Raw genomic sequence first — 17454 nt, forward strand, 5'->3', positions numbered from 1 at the left:
CTCGGAGGTGTCTCGATTGCGGTGCGGCATATATCGCACTGCAGCGAAATATCTGGTATGCCAGAGTCGGCATGACAGTGATGAGTTGCGTGCAAGGCTCTTCCCCGAAGCTTGGCACGGCTCTCGCCGCAGGTTGCAGTTCGGCCTCCGCCTGGACCGTCCGGCGAGCTGGCTTTGCCGCACAGCTATCCGCCTGTTAGAGAGCCGCCGCGCCGCCACCGCCTTCGGCGCCTGTCCGCCTCCCGGCCGGGGGCCAACGGTCGGGAGAGGTTGCGGATGGCGAGCGCTGCGGGACCCGAACGACGGATCCTGATCGACGTCTCGACGAGCCTGCGCTGGAAGGGCCACAACCCGGTCGGCATCGTTCGCACCGAGCGCGAACTCGTCCAGCACTTCCTCAACCACTGTCCGCAGGCCGCCTTCTTCAGCTACGACAGCGCCGACGACGCGTTCTGGCTCGTGCCCCGGGAGGAGGTCGCCGCGCTCTTCCCTGCCGCACCCACCGTCTCCGCGACGACGCCGAGCCACGGCCGCCTCGACGAGAAGGTGCTGCTGCGCTTCCGCTCCGACGACGTGGTGGTGAGCGTCGGGCTGCAATGGGACATCGCCTACATGGTGCGTCTCTACGCGGAGAAGAAGCGCCGCGGCATGTTCGTCGTGCAGATGGTCTACGACATCGTTCCGATCGTCATGCCCGAATACTGCGTACCGGGCATGGAGCGGAAGTTCCCGCAATTCATCGTCGATGCCGCTTGGACCGCAGACCTGATCTTCTGCATCTCCGAATCGACCCGGCGCGATCTGGAGAGCTACTACGCCCGGGTCGGGCTGAAGGCGCCCGTCATGGCGCGGGCGCTGCTCGGCTCTGACATCCCGACCGCGAGCCTGGCTGACCCCGCGGGCAAGCTCGGCCTGGTGCCCGGCGAATTCGTCCTCTACGTGAGCACGATCGAGCCGCGGAAGAACCACCAGATGCTGTTCAACATCTGGCGCGAGCTGCATGAGACGGCGCGCGAGAGCCTGGTGCCGCTGATCTTCGTCGGCAATGTCGGCTGGAACACCGCCGACCTGATGCATTTCATCAAGGCGAGCGAGGCGCTCCATCCGGATTACGACCGGGTGATGAGCGATGTCGCCGACGCCGAGCTCGACTGGCTCTACCGGAACGCCCGCTTCACGCTCTACCCGTCGCTCTACGAGGGCTGGGGCCTGCCGGTGGCCGAGAGCCTCGCTCGCGGCAAGGTCTGCATCGCCTCGAACGCCTCATCGATCCCCGAGGTCGGCGGACCCTTGAGCGACCTCCTCGATCCCCTCGACCATGTTGGCTGGCGCGACCGCATCCGCCACTTCCTCACCGATGGGGAGGCGCTCGCCGCGCGCGAGGCGGAGATCCGGGAGGGTTTCGAGCCGGCCTCCTGGGGCGCCTGCATGCGCCGCTTCCAGGACGACCTCTTCGCCGCCCTCCCCCGCTGAGCGCCCGTCCTGCGAGCGGCCCTCCGACCAGGCCCTGCGATGAAGCTTCTGACCCTCACCACCTACCGGATCGACCTGCCCCGCCACGGCGGCCAGATCCGGGTCAACGCCCTCCACCGGGTGCTGCGTGCGCAGGGCTGGACGACCCGGCACATGGCGGTCCACGTGCCGGCCGAGGGCGACCCCGTCGACGGCGCGGACCACCTCTTCCCCCTGGACGCCGCCTATCACCGGCACCTGGAGCGCATCGAGGGCCGCACCGACATCGATGCCGCCGACTTCCTGGTGCGGGATGCCGGCCGGTTCGAGGCGGCCTGCGCCGTGATCGACGGCTACGATCCGGACGTGATCTGGCTGGAGCATCCCTGGCTCTGGCCCTTCGTGAAGGCCTACCGCGCGGCGCACCCCGGCAGCCGGGCCCGCATCGTGTACGGCTCGGCCAATGTCGAGACGCAGCTCGTCGAGGCGGTGACGCGCGGGCTCTCGAAGGGCGCGCGCGAGCGCATCCGCGAGCGCGTGCGTGCCATGGAGGACGAACTGGCGGGCGCCTGCGACGGCATCGTGGCCTGCAGCCCTGGCGACCTCCTGCACTTCCAGAGCTACGGCAAGCCGAGCGTGCTCGCCGCGAACGGCGTCTGGCCGAAGGCACAGCGCAGCGACACTGAACTCTGGGCCCGGCGGACGGCGCGCTTCGGCACCGCGCTCTTCGTGGCCTCGGGCCACCCGCCGAACGCCACCGGCTTCGTGACGATGCTCGGCAACAGCCTCGCCTATCTGGCGCCCGACGAGCGCATCGTCGTCGTCGGCAGCGTGATGCGCCTGCTCGAAGCGCCGGGCTACTGGCGCGAGCACCGCGGTTTCAACCTCTCGCGCATCCTCGATGCCGGCGTGCTGGACGAGGGCGGCCTCGCCACGCTGCTCGACCTCGCGGGCGGCGTGATCCTTCCGATCACCGAGGGCGGCGGCACCAACCTGAAGACCGCCGAGGCCCTCTACAACCGCCGGCCGATCGTCGCGACCTCCGCCGCCATGCGCGGCTTCGAGCGCTTCGCCGATTTTCCCGGCGTCACGGTGCGGGACGAGCCGCAAGCGTTCCAGGCCGCGCTGAAGGCGCTCCTCGCCGAGCGCGACCGGCCCGCCCTGACCTATATGCCGGAGCAGGAGCGTGAGCTCGAGACCCTGCTCTGGCCGGCGACCCTCTGCGCGGTCGCCCCCTTCCTGGACGCGCTCGCCGCGCAGGCCCGAACCCGGAGCCTGCCGGCCCCGAAAACGAGCGCGCAGCCGGCTGCCGCGATGGAGACCTGGTCGCAGCACCGGCTGCGACCCCTCCTCGCCCGCGGCTGGCACGAGTTCGAGCCCGGGGGCGCCTGGAGCCGCGAGCGGGTCGCGGTGCTGCGCCTGCGCTTTCCCGGGGCGGGCCCCGGGCCGATCCATCTGCGCGCGCATGTCGAGGTCTTCAATCCGCACAAGCGCAGCGTGGAGATCGAGATCTTCACGCCGAACGGCCTGCAGGCGACGCACAGCTTCGGCGGGAAGGACCGCAAGCGAGCGATGGCGATCCGGATCGACGAGATCGACCGCGACGCCGACGACATGACCGAGATCTACTTCCGCTCCAGCGCCCTGTTCAGCCCGATCTCGTCGCGGAACGGCGGCGATGCACGCCTGCTCGGATTCCGCATCACCGCCATCGACGTGGCGCGTGAGGAGTTGCCCGGCACGCGCGCTTCGGCCATGCGCGGGCTCTGGGCCGGCACGATCGGCCCCCTCCTCGACAGGCTGCGTTGAGAGGCGGGGCCGCCGATGCCTCGCGTCGTGCAGGGGCCACCCCCACATCCGGGCGGGATCCGCAGGGTGACGAGAATGCCGCGCTACTACTTCCACACCGAGATCGGTCAGGATCGGGTGACCGATCCCGAGGGCATCGAGCTGCCCGATGCCGACGCCGCCTGGGAGAAGGCGCGTGCCACCGCCCTGTCTGTCATGGCCCGTGACAGGGCGAGCCAGGCGCGGCTGATGAGCGCGTGTCTCGTCGTCACCGACGAGGCCGGTGAGATCGTGCTTGAATTTCCCTTCTCGGAGGTCGTGACGCTGCCGCCGCGGAAGGACACGACCTTGCATTGATGCGCCCGCATGCGCGGAAAAGGCCGTTTCTCGGCCGCGAAACCATATTTTCGTAGATGATCCGTCAAGAAGTCCTCGACATTCTGTCCGCCGCGATCCATGTAGATTGCGGCGCGCAAGCGCGTCTTCCCAATCGAGAGATCTGACCCGACGATGTCACGCAATCGCGTGCGGCGGTCGTTCACCGTCGAGACCAAGGCCCGCGGGCGCCAAGCACCCGCCTTTCTTCCCGTTCGCGCCGCGCTCCTCGAGAACAAGTCCGAGCGGTCGGCGTCCCGCCTGTTCGAGGCGGCAACCGCGCCCTGCGCCGAGCGGCCTGAGCCGCGGCGCATCCTGCCGAGCCTGATTTCGCCGCCGGTCGCCGAGCCCGAGCCGGAGCCCGTCCGCGAGGTCGAGGCGCCCCTGCCGCGGGTCCGCCGCGTCGCGGTCCGCCAGTCCAAGCCGAAGCTCGAAGCCGAGCCCAAGGCGCAGCCTCGGGCCGCCAAGGCGCTGCCCGTGGCGGCGGCCAAGGTCCCATCCGCGCCAGCGGCCGCCAGCGTCCAGCCCGCGATGCTGCCCCTGCGCACGGCAGAGGCTGCGGATCGCGCACCGCGGCGTCCGCGGCGCGAGAGCGAGGACCTGCGTCTCGGCGAGCGCTGGAAACGGCGCCTGCCACGGGTCTGTTGGTAGCCTCAGGGTACCGCGACACGCTCGATGTCGAGCGATAGGTGCGCGCGCAGGATCACCTGCCGCTGGTCGTCGCGCACCACCGCCAGGAAGTCCTGCCGATCCGCGGCGGGGGTGAGCCCCTGTGCGATCTTCGCCATGATGCGCACGAGCCGCTCGCGCGCCTCGGCCTCGTCGGCGAGATCGAAGCCGACCGTATCGCGCACGAAGGTCGCGCCGTCGTGCAGGTCGATGAAATAGCGCGCCATCTATCCGTGTCGCAAAATCGTGGGATTTTATCCCACGTCATATAGGCACTCGGCGCCCGCGACGGAAGGCATGCCATCCGGCCTGCGCAGATTGGTCGCGCGCGAGCCCGCGGATCAGGCCTCGCCGTCGCGGCCCTGGAGGAGGCGGACGAGGTTGAGGGCCGCGCGCCGGGTATCCGCGTCCTCGATCGCATGGAACAGCTGCATGAGCTCGCGAAGCTCCGCGGCGAGGGCCGGTGCGGCCTGCGGCGCCGGGCAGTCCGGTTTCCCGAGGAAGAAGGACGGCTCGACCTTCAGGATCGTGGCGATCCTGTCCAAGAGATCGGCTGTTCGGGGAAGTGTCTGCCCGAGATCGAGATCGAGGTCCGGGCCGTCTTCCACCTGTAAAACTCCTCCGAACGCCACGCGGGACGGCCTCGGCCGTTGCGGGCTAAGCCGGCCCAATCTAGAGTCGCCCGCAACGAGAATAATGGGAAACGCGGGGCGTGTCCTCTCCGTATTCGGCGCCTGCATGCTGCCAAAACTCGTCGACCTGACCTACGACCTGTTCCGCTCCTTCGACCGGGCGCCCACCGCCGAAGCGCTGAACGCCTGCCTGCTGCGCGCCGTGGCGCGCCTCGGTGTCGAGAGCACCTTCGCGGGTGTGATCCCGATGCCCGGCACGCCTCGCGTCCGCCAGGCCGCCCATGTGCTGATCGACGCAACCCCCCGAGGCTGGACCGAGCACTACTTCAAGGCGGGCCATCTGGAGCGCGACCCGACGATTCGCCGGCTCACCACCGACCCGACGCCGTTCCTGTGGTCGGAGATCGAGCCGCTCTACCGCCGCGACCCGGCGGCGACGCGGGTGATGGACGAGGCGAGCAGCTTCCGCCTGCGCCAGGGCTTCACCGTGCCCCTCGTCACCCTCGACGGACGGGTGGCGGGGTTCAGCTTCGGGGCCGAGCGCCTCGACCTCTCGCCCGAGCTGCGCGGCATGCTCCATCTCGTGGCGGCCTACGCCTTCGGCCGCTCGGTGCTGCTGAGTGAGGGACCGGTGCAGAACCCGGTCGAGCTGACGCCACGGGAGCGCGAGGCCCTGCAATGGGCTGCGGCCGGCAAGTCCGAGTGGGAGATCGGCGAGATGATGTCGATCTCCGAGCACGGGGCCGAGAAGCATCTGCGCTCGGTCCACCGCAAGCTCGGGGCGGGCAGCCGCGCTCATGCCGTAGCCGAGGCGATGCGGCGCGGTCTGATAACCTGAGGTTGTTATAATCTCGTCGAACGGCCTGCCGGCCGGCGCGCCATCGGCAAAATCCGTTTCACGACAGGCATTCAATCTCACGCATGGTACGCGATCGCGGACTGTGCCGTATCCGTGAGGTTGTCGATATTGGCGATCATCCATCAGATGGAGATCGCCGTGATCCATATCGTTACACCGGAGAATGCTGCTCAGTATTCGGAAGCCATGGAGCAGGCCTATCGCCTTCGCCATCAGGTCTTCGTCGAGGAAAAGCGCTGGACGGACTTGGCTCGGCCGGATGGACGCGAAATCGACACCTTCGACGACGACCACGCTCTGCACATGCTCGCCCTGCACGAGGGGCGCGTGGTCGGCTACCAGCGCATGCTGCCCACCACCCGGCCCTACCTGCTGACCGCGGTGCTGCCGGGCCTCTGCGAGGTCGAGCCGCCGTGCAGCCCGCATGTCTGGGAATGGACCCGCTACGCCGTCGACCGGAACCACCGCGACCGCGGCCGCATCCTCAGCCCGGTGGGGAGCGCGCTGCTGACCGCGATCGTCGAGTGGGGTCTCGAATCGGGGGTGGAGGCCATCGTCATCGAGATGAACCCGCTCTGGCTGCTGCGCCTCGTGCAGCTGCATTTCCGCGTCACGCCGCTCGGCCTGCCGCAGCCGATCTCGGGCGAGGACACGGTCGCCGTGAGTGCCGCCTTCGATCACCGCACCCTCAAGCGCCTGCGCGAGACGCGGGGCGACGCGGCCAGCGTCCTGTCCGCTCGTCCCGTCGCCCGCCGCCGCCTCGCGAGCTGAGGGGGTCGCCATGGGATCGCCACGCCCCTGGCCCGACGCGCCGCTGACCGCCTCGGAGGCGGAGGAGGCCGAGCGCGGGCTGCAGCGCCTCGCCGAGATCTGCATCGAGGCGCACGGCATCGTCGAGCGCGAGGGATCGCCGGAGATGCGCGCCATGCTGGAGGACCTCCTGCGACGCGTCGCGGACCAGCTCGCCGAGCGCGCCGGCTGACGCGCCTCGAAAAAAGAGAGAGCGTGACCAAGACGTTAGGGCGGCGCCTCCGTGAGGGGGGGCCGCCCTTAAACCGTCTGGTAACGGTGATCGCGCGAGGGTGGCGGCCTGAGAGGACAGCCGGAACCCGAGCCGATGATGACCAAGGACCAGCTCGCCGCCGAGCTGAAGCGCATCGCCACGTCGCAGATCAGCGACATCACCCGGGCGGTGAAGGAAGGGCAGAAGTCCATCGCCCTCAACGAGGTGCGTGACATGGGCCGCCGCCTCACCCTGCTCGCCGATGCCTTCCATCCCCGCACGCCCGAGGCGCCCGAGGCGGATGCCGATGCCGCCGAGACGGACCTGTCCGCGCCGCGCGCGGCCTGAGTGAACGCGGCGGCGCCCTGGCGCCGCGCATCCCCTCCGCAGGGCGGGAGCGGTCCTCCGTCCCGCCGGCATGAACAGGGAGAGCCTGATCATGATCCGCGTCTTCTTCAACATCCGACTCGACGAGACATTCCTCCCGGAGCGCACGGGCCAGTGGGTCCAGGACGAGGCCGAGGCCCGCGATCTGGCGCGCACGGTGGTGCGCCGGCTGGTGGCGGCGCATGGCAGCGAGCAGCGCCTGCTCAACGCCGAGCTGGCGGTGACCGTGGAGGGCGGTGCGCCCCTCTTCGACCTCTCCTTCTTCGAGGCGCTCTACGTGCCCGTCGCCCCACCGGAGGCCGAGGCTCTGCCCCTGCGCCGGGCCGAGGCGATCCGACCGCGGGCCCGCCTCGCGCGGCTGCGCGCCGCCCTGGCGCCGCTCCGGACCGAGATCCTGGCGCAATCCGCCGACCTCCTCGCGGGCGCGGCCCGATTCGTCGCCCTGCTTCGGCGCCGCGAGCCCGGAGCGCGCTTCCGCCTGGGCTTCGAGCCGAACGCCTGATCCGGGTTTCCCAAGGGATCATCCCTTTGGCGGGGTGCCGGGGCGGAGCCCCGGCGTCTTCCGGCTCGAGGCCCGGGTTCAGCCGAACAGGTCCACCGTGGTGAAGCCGCGCGCCGCCAAGCGCTCGGCGAGCACACGCCGGTGGCAGCGCTCGGGATCGCGCTCGAAGCAGAGCAGGCAGGTCGGCGCGGCTTCCGCCATGGCGGCGAGTTCGTCGAGGGCGAGGCCCCCGTCGGCGGTGTCGAGCACTTCCTCGCAATAGATCCGGCGCATCAGCGCGGCGTCGTGGCCGCGCGCCGCCTCGCGCCCGGCCTTCGGCGTGCCGAGCGCGCGCAGATGGGCGTAGGCGAGCCCCGACTCCTCGATCCCGGCCTTCAGCGCGCCCTTCGAGAAGCCGCGCTTGCGCGAGTTCGCCACCGCCCGCACGTCGGCGAGCAGCCCCACCCCCGCATCCTTGAGCGCGTCGGTGAGCTGCCGGGGCTCCAGCCCTTCGTAGCCTATGGTGAACAAGGTCTTACGCACGGGTTCCGTCCGAAGATGCGTTGCAGGGAGGCGACTTAGCCGGCCCGATATCCGGGCGCGGCGGCTCCGCGGAGGGTTTATGTGCCCGTCCTGCAACGGGTTCCGGAATTCCGCCGCAAAGCTCGCAAAGGTCCGTTAACCGCGCAGCGGGCATCGAATACCCCTCTGTGTGGCGCATTTCGCAGGTGGCGGGCAACGATGTCGCTGAGGAACGAGCTTTCCCTGACGCCGTCCCCCGTCCGCATGTCCGGCCGGCTGCGCGGCCTCGCGAAGCGGATCCTGGCAGGCGCCCTCGTCGCCTCGCTGGCGGCCTGCGCCGGCGGCAACGACTTCTACCCGACCAAGGGCGACGTGAAGCCCCATCCGGGCGTGGCGCGCGCCAAGCAGCACCCGATCCAGGGCATCGACATCTCGAAGTGGCAAGGCCCGATCGACTGGGCCTCGGTGAAGGGCGCGGGCACGCAGTTCGCCTTCATCAAGGCGACCGAGGGCGGCGACCATGTGGACGAGCGCTTCCGCGAGAACTGGGACGGCGCGGGCCGGGCCGGCGTGCCGCGGGGGGCGTACCATTTCGTGTTCTGGTGCCGCTCCGCCAAGGAGCAGATGGACTGGTTCAAGCGCAACGTCCCGAACGATCCGACCGCCCTCCCTCCGGTGCTCGACGTGGAGTGGAACGGCCACTCGCAGACCTGCCCGAAGAAGCTGCCCAAGGCCCAGGCCCTGGCCATGACCCAGTACATGCTGGAGGAGATGGAGCGCTACACGGGCAAGCGGCCGATCATCTACACCGACATCACCTTCCATAAGGACGTGCTCGAGGGCGAGCTGCCGGACTATCCGCACTGGCTGCGCTCCACCGCGGCCGAGCCCGAGCAGCGCTTCTCCAACCGTCGCTGGATGCTCTGGCAGTTCACCTCGACGGGCCGCGTGCCCGGCGTGCGTGGCGACGTGGACCGCAACGCCTTCTACGGCACGCCCTCCGAATGGGCCTCCTTCCTCTCGACCGATTGCGATCCGCGCGACCACGGGCACCTCACGCGGCAGGGGCTCTGCACCGGCAAGTGAGCCGGCGGGCGGGTGATTCGCCCGACGCGCGTGGCCGGAGCCGGATCCAAGCGTCTTCGGCTCCGCGCGTCGTGTGACGCCGGAGGTATGGCCGGAGAGGGAGACGCGGGACGCCGCGGAACCCTGAACGATATGCGCAAACACCGGCTCCCCGGCGTCCCGCGGATGAGAGAGGCAGGCTGCCCGGTCTCATCCGATTTGAGCGTCGCGGTTTCTTGGATACCCGCCTGCATCGACCCCGACCTCGGATGGCCTGGTATCGGGGTTGGTCCCGCAACGCGGTGCGTCCCCCATCCCAGCCTCGTCCTCGGCAGACGTAACGTGTCCTGCACCCGGCCTCGTATTGGGCCCGGCATCGGTTCCTCGACCTGCAGGCCGGACTGTCGGCGCTGTCCCGTGTTCGTCCGGGCTGGCGCCGAGAACGGCCCTGTGTCGCGCAGAGGCGCCCGGGGCACCGGCTGACCGGCCGGCGACGCGGGAACCGCCGCGCTGTCCTGGTCCTTGCCGGCGGTCATCCGGCTCGGGCTCCCTGCTCACGGCGCGCCGGGTTGCAGGACCCGTCGCGCTGCGGGACAGCGCGTGGGGAGCTGCGTACGTGTTTTGTTCTCGCATGTCAAGCTTATTGTCATAAGCTGGGCCCGCTCTCCTCTCCCTTGCGGGGAGGAGCCGGAGGTGGGGGTGGTTCAGGATGGAGCGGGGCGGTGCCTTCTGGGCCACCCCCACCCCTGACCCCTCCCCGCAAGGGGGCGGGGAAGGAGCCTCTTCCGGACAATGGGTTGGGAGCGGCCAGCGGCGGTGCCGGATCAAATGCGGGTCCCCTCTCCCGTTCGGGAGAGGGGACCCTGTCGGGGTTCCCGTGCCTCGATGCCGGCCTCAGGCGGCCCGCACGGTCGCCAGGAATCCGCTCACCGTCTGCCGCAGCACGGCGGCTTGGCGGGAGAGGTCGCCCGCCGCGGCGAGGACCTGGGCCGAGCCGGCGCTCGCCGTGGCCGCGGTCTCGCTGACGCCCGCGATGTGGCTCGAGACGGTGCGGCTGTTCTGCGAGCTCTGCGCGGTGGTGCGGGCGATCTCGGTGGTCGCCGCGCCCTGCTCCTCCACCGCTGCGGCGATGTCGCCGCCGATGCGCGAGAGGCGCTGGATCAGGCCGGTGATGCCGTTGATCGAGGCGACGGAGCTGTCGGTGGAGGCGGCGATCTCGGCGACCTTGGCGGCGATCTCGTCGGTGGCCTTGGCGGTCTGGCCGGCGAGGTTCTTCACCTCGGCTGCGACCACGGCGAAGCCCCGGCCCGCCTCGCCGGCGCGGGCGGCCTCGATGGTGGCGTTGAGCGCCAGAAGGTTGGTCTGGCTGGCGATCTCGGAGATCAGCCCGACGATCTGGCCGATGCTGCCGGCCGCCGCCGCGAGGCGGCGCACCTCGGCGGCCATCGCCTCGGCGTCGCGCGTGGCCGAGGCCGAGAGGTCGGCCGAGGCTGTGGCCTGGGTCCCGATCTCGCGCACCGAGGCCGAGAGCTCCTCCGTCGCCGCGGCGACCGTGTCGGCCGAGAGGGCGGCCTCCTGCGAGGCGCTCGCCACCTGGCGGCTCAGCGAAGTGGTCTCCTCGGCGGCCTGGGCCATCCCGTCGGCGGCGGCCTGGAGCTGGGTGGCGGCGGCCGAGACCGTCTCGACGATGCCGCCGACCTGCGCCTCGAAGCCGTCGGCGAGGCTCAGCACCGCCCGGCGCTGGGCGGCGGCGGTCTCGGCGCCGAGCCGCTCCTGCTCGGCGCGGTGGGCGCGGCCCTCGGCCACGCTCTCGCGGAAGGTGGCGGCGGCCTCCGAGATGGCGCGCACCTCGCGCGGGCCCCCTTGGGGGATCGCCACGTCCTCCTCGCCGCGCCCGATCGCGCCGAGCACCTGCGACATCCGCACCAGCGGCCGGGCGATGGCGCTGCCGAGCCCGAAGGCGAGCGCGCCCGAGATCAGGAAGGTGGCGAGGCCCGCGAGCGTCCAGATGGTAAGAGCGCGATCGGCCTCGGCCCGCACCGCCTGCGCGGCCGCGACGAGATCGGCGCTGAGGCGGTCCTCGACGCCCTTCAGCCCGTCGATGCGCTGGGTCGAGAGCTTGAACCAGAGCGGCGCGTCGCGGAACGACAGCGTCTCTCCCGGCAGGGTGCCGAGCGCCAGCTTGCGCAGGCGCGCCACCTCACGGGCCGCGTCAGTGGCTTCCGCCGCGTCGAGGAGGGCGCCCTGCGCCGCGCTCGCGCCGGCGCGGAACAGGGTGGCGAAGGTGGCCTGGTTCGCCGAGAGGGCGGCGAAGCGCCCGAGCCCGGCGAGGTCGAGGCTGCCGGCGGCGAAGGCGGCCGAGGCCGTCGCCCGCTCCTGGCCGGCGGCCTCCTTCATGGCGAGGAAGGCCGCATAGGTGGAGGCCCGGGCGGCGATGCCGGCATGGGCGGCGGCGCCCGCCATCTCGCGCACGATCGCGAGCCCCTCGCCGATCGTCGCCGTGTAGTAGGCGGCCGCCTGGGCGACCGGCGTCTCCAGGGCGTCCACCGTCCTGCGCTGCTCGGCGAGGCGCCCGAGCGCCTGCGCGAAGGCCCGGCCGCGCGGGGCGTCGGCGCCGCCGGTCCCCGCCACCCGGGGATCCGTCACCGCCTCGCCGAGGCCCTGGGCGGCCCGGTCCGTGAGGGTGCGCTGCGCGGCGAGCTCTGCCTTGAACTGGCTGCCCTTCGAGCCGAGGAACAGGCTCGACGCGCCGCGCTCGCGCTGGGCCTCATGGACGAAGACGCTGATCCGCGTGGCGAGCTCGGCGAGATGCTCCACCCGGGTCATCTCCGCCCGCTCGGCCGAGCGCTCCGAGATCGCGATGCCGGTGACGGCGCCGAAGGCGAGGCAGGGCGCCAGCGCGACGGCGACGATGCGTCCGCGCAGCGAGCCGAGAAACCTGGGTAACATCAGTCGGCCGGTCCTTTTTGTTGTAGCGAGCAGAAGTGCCGAATGCCCGGTAAAGGAAGCCTTGCCTCTTCCCGAGATGCTTTCCGATTGCGCAACTTGCATAATTCTTCGGCGATCTGTCGACTTTCCTGAGCCGGCCAGCCTTTCTCAGGTGGGTCGTGCATCCGGCGCTCCGGTCCATCGTGTCAGCGTGCGAGAATGCGCTGCGATACAGGACATGTACTTGCGGATGACTCCGATATGGCCGGCGCGGCCATGTCCCGGCGGAGCGAATGCTGGCCTCCGTTCCGGCTGCCGGACGCGCTCCCGGCGCATGCCGGGCCCTCCCCGAGGGCGGGCCGGCGGGCTTGCCGCCGTACCCTTTTCGTTCTAGGAGAGAGCGCCGCGTGCCCGCCTCCTGAGGATGGGCGGGCAAGGGCGAGGTGCGGGTCCCGCGTCGCCCCGCCTTGTCCCCGGCGCGGAACGGCCGACATGTCGGGCGCGGCCCTTCTCCCGCCGCATCGCCCGACGCGAGCGTTCCGGTCCGGCCGGAACGCGACGAGCCGCCGCCCGGAAGACTGTCCGAACATGGCCGAAGCCAAGACCGCAGCGAAGACCGCAGCCAAGTCAGCCCCGACGAAGGCAGCAGCGAAGGCTGTCCCGACGAAGGCAGCCGCGAAAGCTGCGCCGGCCAAGGCGATTCCCGCCAAGGCGATTCCAGCCGGGAAGGCCGCCGACACGTCCGGTGGCTCCGCCGCCCCGCGCAAGAAGCCCACCGCGGCGGCGCAGGCCGAGGCGCGGTTCGACAGGCTGTTCGATTCCGCGCCCGCCCCCGACCAGCGCGTGATCGCGGTCCGGGGCGCCCGCGAGCACAACCTCAAGAACGTCGACCTGACGATCCCGCGCGACAGGCTGGTCGTGTTCACCGGCCTCTCGGGGTCCGGCAAGTCGTCGCTCGCCTTCGACACGATCTATGCGGAAGGCCAGCGCCGCTACGTCGAATCGCTCTCGGCCTATGCGCGCCAGTTCCTGGAGATGATGGCCAAGCCCGATGTCGACCAGATCGACGGGCTCTCGCCGGCCATCTCCATTGAGCAGAAGACCACCTCGAAGAACCCGCGCTCGACGGTCGGCACCGTCACCGAGATCTACGACTACATGCGCCTGCTCTGGGCGCGGGTCGGCATCCCCTACTCGCCGGCCACCGGGCTGCCGATCGAGAGCCAGACGGTCAGCCAGATGGTCGACCGGGTGCTGGTTCTGCCTGAGAAGACGCGGCTCTACCTGCTCGCCCCCGTGGTGCGCGGGCGCAAGGGCGAGTACCGCAAGGAGATCGCCGAGTTCCAGAAGAAAGGCTTCCAGCGCCTGCGGATCGACGGCGAGTACTACCCGATCGACGACGTGCCGAAGCTCGACAAGAAGCTCAAGCACGACATCGACGTGGTGGTGGACCGCATCGTCGTGCGCGACGACATCGGCTCGCGGCTGGCCGAGAGCTTCGAGACGGCGCTGGAACTCGCCGACGGCATCGCCGACATCGAGTTCGCCGACACGCCCGAGGGCGAGGCGCCGCGCAAGATCACCTTCTCGTCGCGCTTCGCCTGCCCGGTCTCGGGCTTCACGATTCCCGAGATCGAGCCCCGGCTGTTCTCGTTCAACAACCCGTTCGGCGCCTGCCCGACCTGCGGCGGCATCGGCCACGAGATGCGGATCGACCCCGAGCTCGTCATCGGCGACGGGGCGCTCAGCCTGAAGCGCGGCGCGGTGGCGCCCTGGGCCAAGTCGACCTCGCCCTATTACGGCCAGACGCTGGAGGCGCTCGCCAAGCATTACGGCTTCAAGACCACGCTCGCCTGGGACCAGCTCCCCGCCGCGGCCCGGGCGGTGATCCTCTACGGCACCGGCTCCCAGGCCGTACGCTTCGAGTACGACGACGGCAGCCGCGCCTACGCGGTGACCAAGCCCTTCGAGGGCGTGATCCCGAACCTGGAGCGCCGCTACAAGGAGACCGACAGCGACGCCGCCCGCGAGGAGATCGGCCGCTTCATGAGCGAGACGCCCTGCGCGGCCTGCTCCGGCAAGCGGCTGAAGCCCGAGGCGCTCGCCGTGAAGATCGCGATGCAGGATATCGGCGAGGTCACGGCCCTCTCGGTCGCCGACGCGCAGGCCTGGTTCGCGGACCTGCCGGAGAAGCTGACATCGAAGCAGAACGAGATCGCGGTGCGGATCCTCAAGGAGATCCGCGACCGGCTGACCTTCCTCGTCGATGTCGGCCTCGAATACCTGACGCTGGCCCGCGGCTCGGGCACGCTCTCCGGCGGCGAGAGCCAGCGCATCCGCCTCGCCTCGCAGATCGGCTCCGGGCTCACGGGCGTGCTCTACGTCCTCGACGAGCCCTCGATCGGCCTGCACCAGCGCGACAACGAGCGCCTGCTCGGCACGCTCAAGCGCCTGCGCGACCTCGGCAATTCGGTGATCGTGGTGGAGCACGACGAGGACGCGATCCTCCAGGCCGACTACGTGGTCGATGTCGGGCCGGGCGCCGGCATCCATGGCGGGCAGATCATCGCGCAGGGCACGCCGGCCGAGGTGCTCGCCAACCCCGCCTCGCTCACCGCCAAGTATCTCACCGGCGAGATGGCGGTGCGCACGCCGAGCGTGCGCCGCAAGGGCCGCAAGGGCAAGCTCTCGCTCGTCGGCGCGCGGGGCAACAACTTGCAGAACGTCGCCGTCGACATCCCGCTCGGCACCTTCACCTGCATCACCGGCGTCTCGGGTGGCGGCAAGTCGACGCTGATCATCGACACGCTCTACAAGGCGGTGGCCAAGAAGCTGAACGGCGCCCTGGAGCACCCCGCGCCCTACGAGCGGCTCGAGGGGCTGGAGCATCTCGACAAGGTCATCGACATCGACCAGTCGCCGATCGGCCGCACCCCGCGCTCGAACCCGGCGACCTATATCGGCGCCTTCACCCCGATCCGCGACTGGTTCGCGGCCCTGCCCGAGGCCAAGGCGCGTGGCTACCAGCCGGGGCGCTTCTCCTTCAACGTGAAGGGCGGACGCTGCGAGGCCTGCTCGGGCGACGGCGTCATCAAGATCGAGATGCATTTCCTGCCGGACGTCTACGTCACCTGCGACGTCTGCAAGGGCAAGCGCTACGACCGCGAAACCTTGGAAGTGAAGTACAGGGCCAAGTCCATCGCCGACGTGCTCGACATGACCGTCGAGGAGGCGGCCGAGCTGTTCAAAGCGGTGCCCGCGATCCGTGACAAGATGGAGACCCTGAAGCGCGTCGGGCTGCACTACGTCCATGTCGGCCAGCAGGCGACCACGCTCTCGGGCGGCGAGGCGCAGCGCGTGAAGCTGTCGAAGGAGCTGTCGAAGCGCGCCACGGGCCGCACCCTCTACATCCTCGACGAGCCGACCACGGGCCTGCACTTCCACGACGTGGCCAAGCTCATGGAGGTGCTCCACGAACTCGTCGACCAGGGCAACACCGTCGTAGTGATCGAGCACAACCTCGAGGTCATCAAGACCGCCGACTGGGTGATCGACATGGGCCCCGAGGGCGGCAGCGGCGGCGGCATGGTGGTCGCGCAGGGGACGCCGGAGCAGATCGCCCGCGCGTCTGCGAGCCATACCGGCCGATTCTTGCGCGAGGTGCTCGACCGCCGCCCCCTCGCCACCCCCCGGGCGAACGCGGCCGAATAAACGGGTCCGGCGGGGCGATTCTGCCCCGCCCTCCCCGCTTGCGCCCATGATTCGAGCGGGCTCGGGCGCGCCCGGCACCCGGAGCAAGCCGCGACACCCCCCGGACGAGGCCGCCGCATGGCCCCTGAAGAGCCTGTGAAGGGCTCATCGGCCCTGTCCCGGTTGCCGGATCGTCCCGGGTTTGGACGCGTGGCAAGAGCTTGACCGTTCTGCGTTATTTTGCCGGGCCGGCCCACGATCTAGGTCAAGATCAACCAAGGTACGAGGCTTTCGCACCGCGGCAGAAATGCGGCTTTTGCGCAACGGTTCGACCCGTTCTGCCGAGAAGCCAGGCATTCCACTGTCTTTCGGACGCGTCCTGTAGAATAGTCCCAGACGTTGAGACTTGGGGTGGCGCCGTAGGGGGCTCACTGGCACCGGTCGGATGGGGAGCCGCTTCGGCGGCAAACCGGCAAGGAAGTGCCAGGGCTGCGGGACGGAAGCCTGAAATCCTTGGGAAGGAACGAGAAAATGATGAAGACCTGGCTGGCCGCGGGAGCGGTTGCCCTCACCGTCGGCATGACTGCCACGATCGCTCAGGCCGCCCCCGTCACCCAGCCGGGTGAGCAGGTCGGCCTCGCCTACGGGCCGCTGCCCGAGGGCGTGTACGCGATCAACACCTTCAGCTGGGGCCGCGGCGACGCCGCCGGTTCTCCGGATGTCGGCGTGAACATTCCGATCCTCGCCTGGGCGACCCCCTGGAAGGTGCTCGGCGCGCAGCTGATCCCGGTCATCGCCATTCCGTCGGTGTTCGTGAACACCAACAACCCGGCCCCGCTCGGCAACCAGAGCCAGAGCTACTTCTACAACCCCTTCGTCGGTAACATCTTCGCCTGGGATCTGGGCAACAAGATCAGCGCCGCCTACCTCGTCGGCGCCTATATTGGCGTCGGTGACCGTGGCTCGCTCTGCAACGGCGCGCTGATCGTCACGGGCTGCACCCCGGTCCTCGCCAACCTCGCCTCCACCACGATCCGTCAGACCGGCGCGATCTCGTACACCGGCGACGGCTGGAACCTGACCGCGGCCCTCACCTACAACCTGACCGTGGACGATGCGGCCCGCTTCGGCGGCCGGGTCGGCGCCTTCCTCGGCCCGCAGGCCCAGGCCGACGGCCTCTACCTCGACCTGACCGCGACCAAGACCTTCGGCAAGTTCGAGATCGGTGCCGTGGCCTACGGCTACACGGACCTGCCGGTGAACCGGAACCGCGCCCTCTACGTGAACTACGCCCGCGTCGGCACGTTCGCGGCCGGTGGTCTCCTCGGTTACGACTTCGGGCTCTTCAAGGCCCAGGTCATGGTGACCCGCACGGTTGCGGATCGCGGCGTCGGCGCCTTCGCCAACGAGACCCGCGGTTGGTTCCGCATCATCGCCCCGCTCTACACGGCTGCCGCCCCGGCCGCCGCTGCGGCGCAGCCGATCATCCGCAAGTACTGATCGCCGGTTCGGGCGTCCTCGGACGCCCGGCCGCTCCAGAAACCGTCCGGCCTCGCGGCCGGGCGGTTTTTTGCTGTCGGGCCCTCCCCGAGCGCAACTGTCA

Annotated in this window: 16 protein-coding genes; 12 read left to right on the plus strand and 4 right to left on the minus strand. The window is 70.2% G+C overall.

The window, feature by feature from the left end; all coding sequences use genetic code 11:
- The first annotated feature begins 276 nt into the window (after nucleotides 1-276).
- The 4 genes from MTDSW087_RS02860 to MTDSW087_RS02875 all read left to right on the plus strand — a co-directional run bounded on the left by MTDSW087_RS02860 (nucleotide 277) and on the right by MTDSW087_RS02875 (nucleotide 4266).
- A complete protein-coding gene (locus tag MTDSW087_RS02860) occupies nucleotides 277-1473 on the plus strand; it encodes a glycosyltransferase family 4 protein (RefSeq protein ID WP_144759922.1) in 1197 nt (398 codons plus the stop codon).
- Nucleotides 1474-1512: 39 nt separating this feature from the next.
- Nucleotides 1513-3261: a hypothetical protein gene (locus MTDSW087_RS02865; protein WP_144759925.1), complete on the plus strand. Its 1749-nt coding sequence runs from the start codon at nucleotides 1513-1515 to the stop codon at nucleotides 3259-3261.
- A gap of 75 nt (nucleotides 3262-3336) precedes the next feature.
- Nucleotides 3337-3597, plus strand: coding sequence for a DUF6894 family protein (locus tag MTDSW087_RS02870; protein WP_144759928.1), 261 nt, complete (start codon nucleotides 3337-3339; stop codon nucleotides 3595-3597).
- Between the two features lie 153 nt (nucleotides 3598-3750).
- A complete protein-coding gene (locus MTDSW087_RS02875) occupies nucleotides 3751-4266 on the plus strand; it encodes a DNA-binding protein (RefSeq protein ID WP_144759931.1) in 516 nt (171 codons plus the stop codon).
- 2 nt (nucleotides 4267-4268) lie between these two features.
- On the opposite strand, the gene MTDSW087_RS02880 is transcribed toward MTDSW087_RS02875, so the two are convergent.
- Nucleotides 4269-4511: a DUF6894 family protein gene (locus MTDSW087_RS02880; protein ID WP_144759934.1), complete on the minus strand. Its 243-nt coding sequence runs from the start codon at nucleotides 4509-4511 to the stop codon at nucleotides 4269-4271.
- 114 nt (nucleotides 4512-4625) lie between these two features.
- Nucleotides 4626-4892, minus strand: coding sequence for a hypothetical protein (locus tag MTDSW087_RS02885; RefSeq protein WP_144759937.1), 267 nt, complete (start codon nucleotides 4890-4892; stop codon nucleotides 4626-4628).
- A 130-nt stretch (nucleotides 4893-5022) separates the two neighbouring features.
- Here MTDSW087_RS02885 and MTDSW087_RS02890 point away from each other — a divergent pair, with 130 nt between their 5' ends.
- From MTDSW087_RS02890 to MTDSW087_RS02910, 5 genes are all read left to right on the plus strand, one after another.
- The gene (locus MTDSW087_RS02890; protein WP_144759940.1) at nucleotides 5023-5754 is read left to right on the plus strand and encodes an autoinducer binding domain-containing protein; all 732 of its coding nucleotides are present in this window, start codon (nucleotides 5023-5025) and stop codon (nucleotides 5752-5754) included.
- A 159-nt stretch (nucleotides 5755-5913) separates the two neighbouring features.
- Complete coding sequence (locus tag MTDSW087_RS02895) at nucleotides 5914-6546, plus strand: acyl-homoserine-lactone synthase (RefSeq protein WP_144760232.1); 633 nt, start codon at nucleotides 5914-5916, stop codon at nucleotides 6544-6546.
- A 10-nt stretch (nucleotides 6547-6556) separates the two neighbouring features.
- Nucleotides 6557-6757, plus strand: a complete 201-nt coding sequence (locus MTDSW087_RS02900) for a hypothetical protein (protein ID WP_144759943.1) — start codon at nucleotides 6557-6559, stop codon at nucleotides 6755-6757.
- A 135-nt stretch (nucleotides 6758-6892) separates the two neighbouring features.
- The gene (locus MTDSW087_RS02905; RefSeq protein ID WP_144759946.1) at nucleotides 6893-7126 is read left to right on the plus strand and encodes a hypothetical protein; all 234 of its coding nucleotides are present in this window, start codon (nucleotides 6893-6895) and stop codon (nucleotides 7124-7126) included.
- 91 nt (nucleotides 7127-7217) lie between these two features.
- Nucleotides 7218-7667 (plus strand): DUF6894 family protein, encoded by a 450-nt coding sequence (locus MTDSW087_RS02910; RefSeq protein WP_144759948.1) that lies wholly within the window; start codon nucleotides 7218-7220, stop codon nucleotides 7665-7667.
- 78 nt (nucleotides 7668-7745) lie between these two features.
- Here the strand turns inward: MTDSW087_RS02910 and MTDSW087_RS02915 are convergent, their stop codons facing one another.
- Nucleotides 7746-8189 carry a DUF488 domain-containing protein gene (locus tag MTDSW087_RS02915; RefSeq protein WP_144759951.1) on the minus strand — a complete coding sequence of 148 codons (444 nt, stop codon included), beginning with the start codon at nucleotides 8187-8189 and terminating at the stop codon, nucleotides 7746-7748.
- 243 nt (nucleotides 8190-8432) lie between these two features.
- On the opposite strand from MTDSW087_RS02915, the gene MTDSW087_RS02920 reads away from it, so the two are divergent.
- Complete coding sequence (locus MTDSW087_RS02920) at nucleotides 8433-9254, plus strand: glycoside hydrolase family 25 protein (RefSeq protein ID WP_144760235.1); 822 nt, start codon at nucleotides 8433-8435, stop codon at nucleotides 9252-9254.
- Nucleotides 9255-10127: 873 nt separating this feature from the next.
- On the opposite strand, the gene MTDSW087_RS02925 is transcribed toward MTDSW087_RS02920, so the two are convergent.
- Entirely contained in the window at nucleotides 10128-12182 is a 2055-nt protein-coding gene (locus tag MTDSW087_RS02925; protein ID WP_144759954.1) for a methyl-accepting chemotaxis protein, read from the minus strand.
- A 567-nt stretch (nucleotides 12183-12749) separates the two neighbouring features.
- On the opposite strand from MTDSW087_RS02925, the gene uvrA reads away from it, so the two are divergent.
- Entirely contained in the window at nucleotides 12750-15872 is a 3123-nt protein-coding gene (gene uvrA, locus MTDSW087_RS02930; RefSeq protein WP_144759957.1) for an excinuclease ABC subunit UvrA, read from the plus strand.
- A gap of 510 nt (nucleotides 15873-16382) precedes the next feature.
- Nucleotides 16383-17351 (plus strand): transporter, encoded by a 969-nt coding sequence (locus MTDSW087_RS02935; protein ID WP_144759960.1) that lies wholly within the window; start codon nucleotides 16383-16385, stop codon nucleotides 17349-17351.
- The last annotated feature ends 103 nt before the right edge of the window (nucleotides 17352-17454 follow it).

The organism is Methylobacterium dankookense, from assembly GCF_902141855.1.
GTDB classification, from domain to species: domain Bacteria; phylum Pseudomonadota; class Alphaproteobacteria; order Rhizobiales; family Beijerinckiaceae; genus Methylobacterium; species Methylobacterium dankookense.

Excerpts from the sequence above, each read along its gene's own strand:
- MTDSW087_RS02860 (WP_144759922.1), top strand. The coding sequence starts at position 277 with ATGGCGAGCGCTGCGGGACCCGAACGACGGATCCTGATCGACGTCTCG.
- MTDSW087_RS02865 (WP_144759925.1), top strand. The coding sequence starts at position 1,513 with ATGAAGCTTCTGACCCTCACCACCTACCGGATCGACCTGCCCCGCCAC.
- MTDSW087_RS02870 (WP_144759928.1), top strand. The coding sequence starts at position 3,337 with ATGCCGCGCTACTACTTCCACACCGAGATCGGTCAGGATCGGGTGACC.
- MTDSW087_RS02875 (WP_144759931.1), top strand. The coding sequence starts at position 3,751 with ATGTCACGCAATCGCGTGCGGCGGTCGTTCACCGTCGAGACCAAGGCC.
- MTDSW087_RS02880 (WP_144759934.1), bottom strand. The coding sequence starts at position 4,511 with ATGGCGCGCTATTTCATCGACCTGCACGACGGCGCGACCTTCGTGCGC.
- MTDSW087_RS02890 (WP_144759940.1), top strand. The coding sequence starts at position 5,023 with ATGCTGCCAAAACTCGTCGACCTGACCTACGACCTGTTCCGCTCCTTC.
- MTDSW087_RS02900 (WP_144759943.1), top strand. The coding sequence starts at position 6,557 with ATGGGATCGCCACGCCCCTGGCCCGACGCGCCGCTGACCGCCTCGGAG.
- MTDSW087_RS02905 (WP_144759946.1), top strand. The coding sequence starts at position 6,893 with ATGATGACCAAGGACCAGCTCGCCGCCGAGCTGAAGCGCATCGCCACG.
- MTDSW087_RS02910 (WP_144759948.1), top strand. The coding sequence starts at position 7,218 with ATGATCCGCGTCTTCTTCAACATCCGACTCGACGAGACATTCCTCCCG.
- MTDSW087_RS02920 (WP_144760235.1), top strand. The coding sequence starts at position 8,433 with ATGTCCGGCCGGCTGCGCGGCCTCGCGAAGCGGATCCTGGCAGGCGCC.
- MTDSW087_RS02925 (WP_144759954.1), bottom strand. The coding sequence starts at position 12,182 with ATGTTACCCAGGTTTCTCGGCTCGCTGCGCGGACGCATCGTCGCCGTC.
- uvrA (WP_144759957.1), top strand. The coding sequence starts at position 12,750 with ATGGCCGAAGCCAAGACCGCAGCGAAGACCGCAGCCAAGTCAGCCCCG.
- MTDSW087_RS02935 (WP_144759960.1), top strand. The coding sequence starts at position 16,383 with ATGATGAAGACCTGGCTGGCCGCGGGAGCGGTTGCCCTCACCGTCGGC.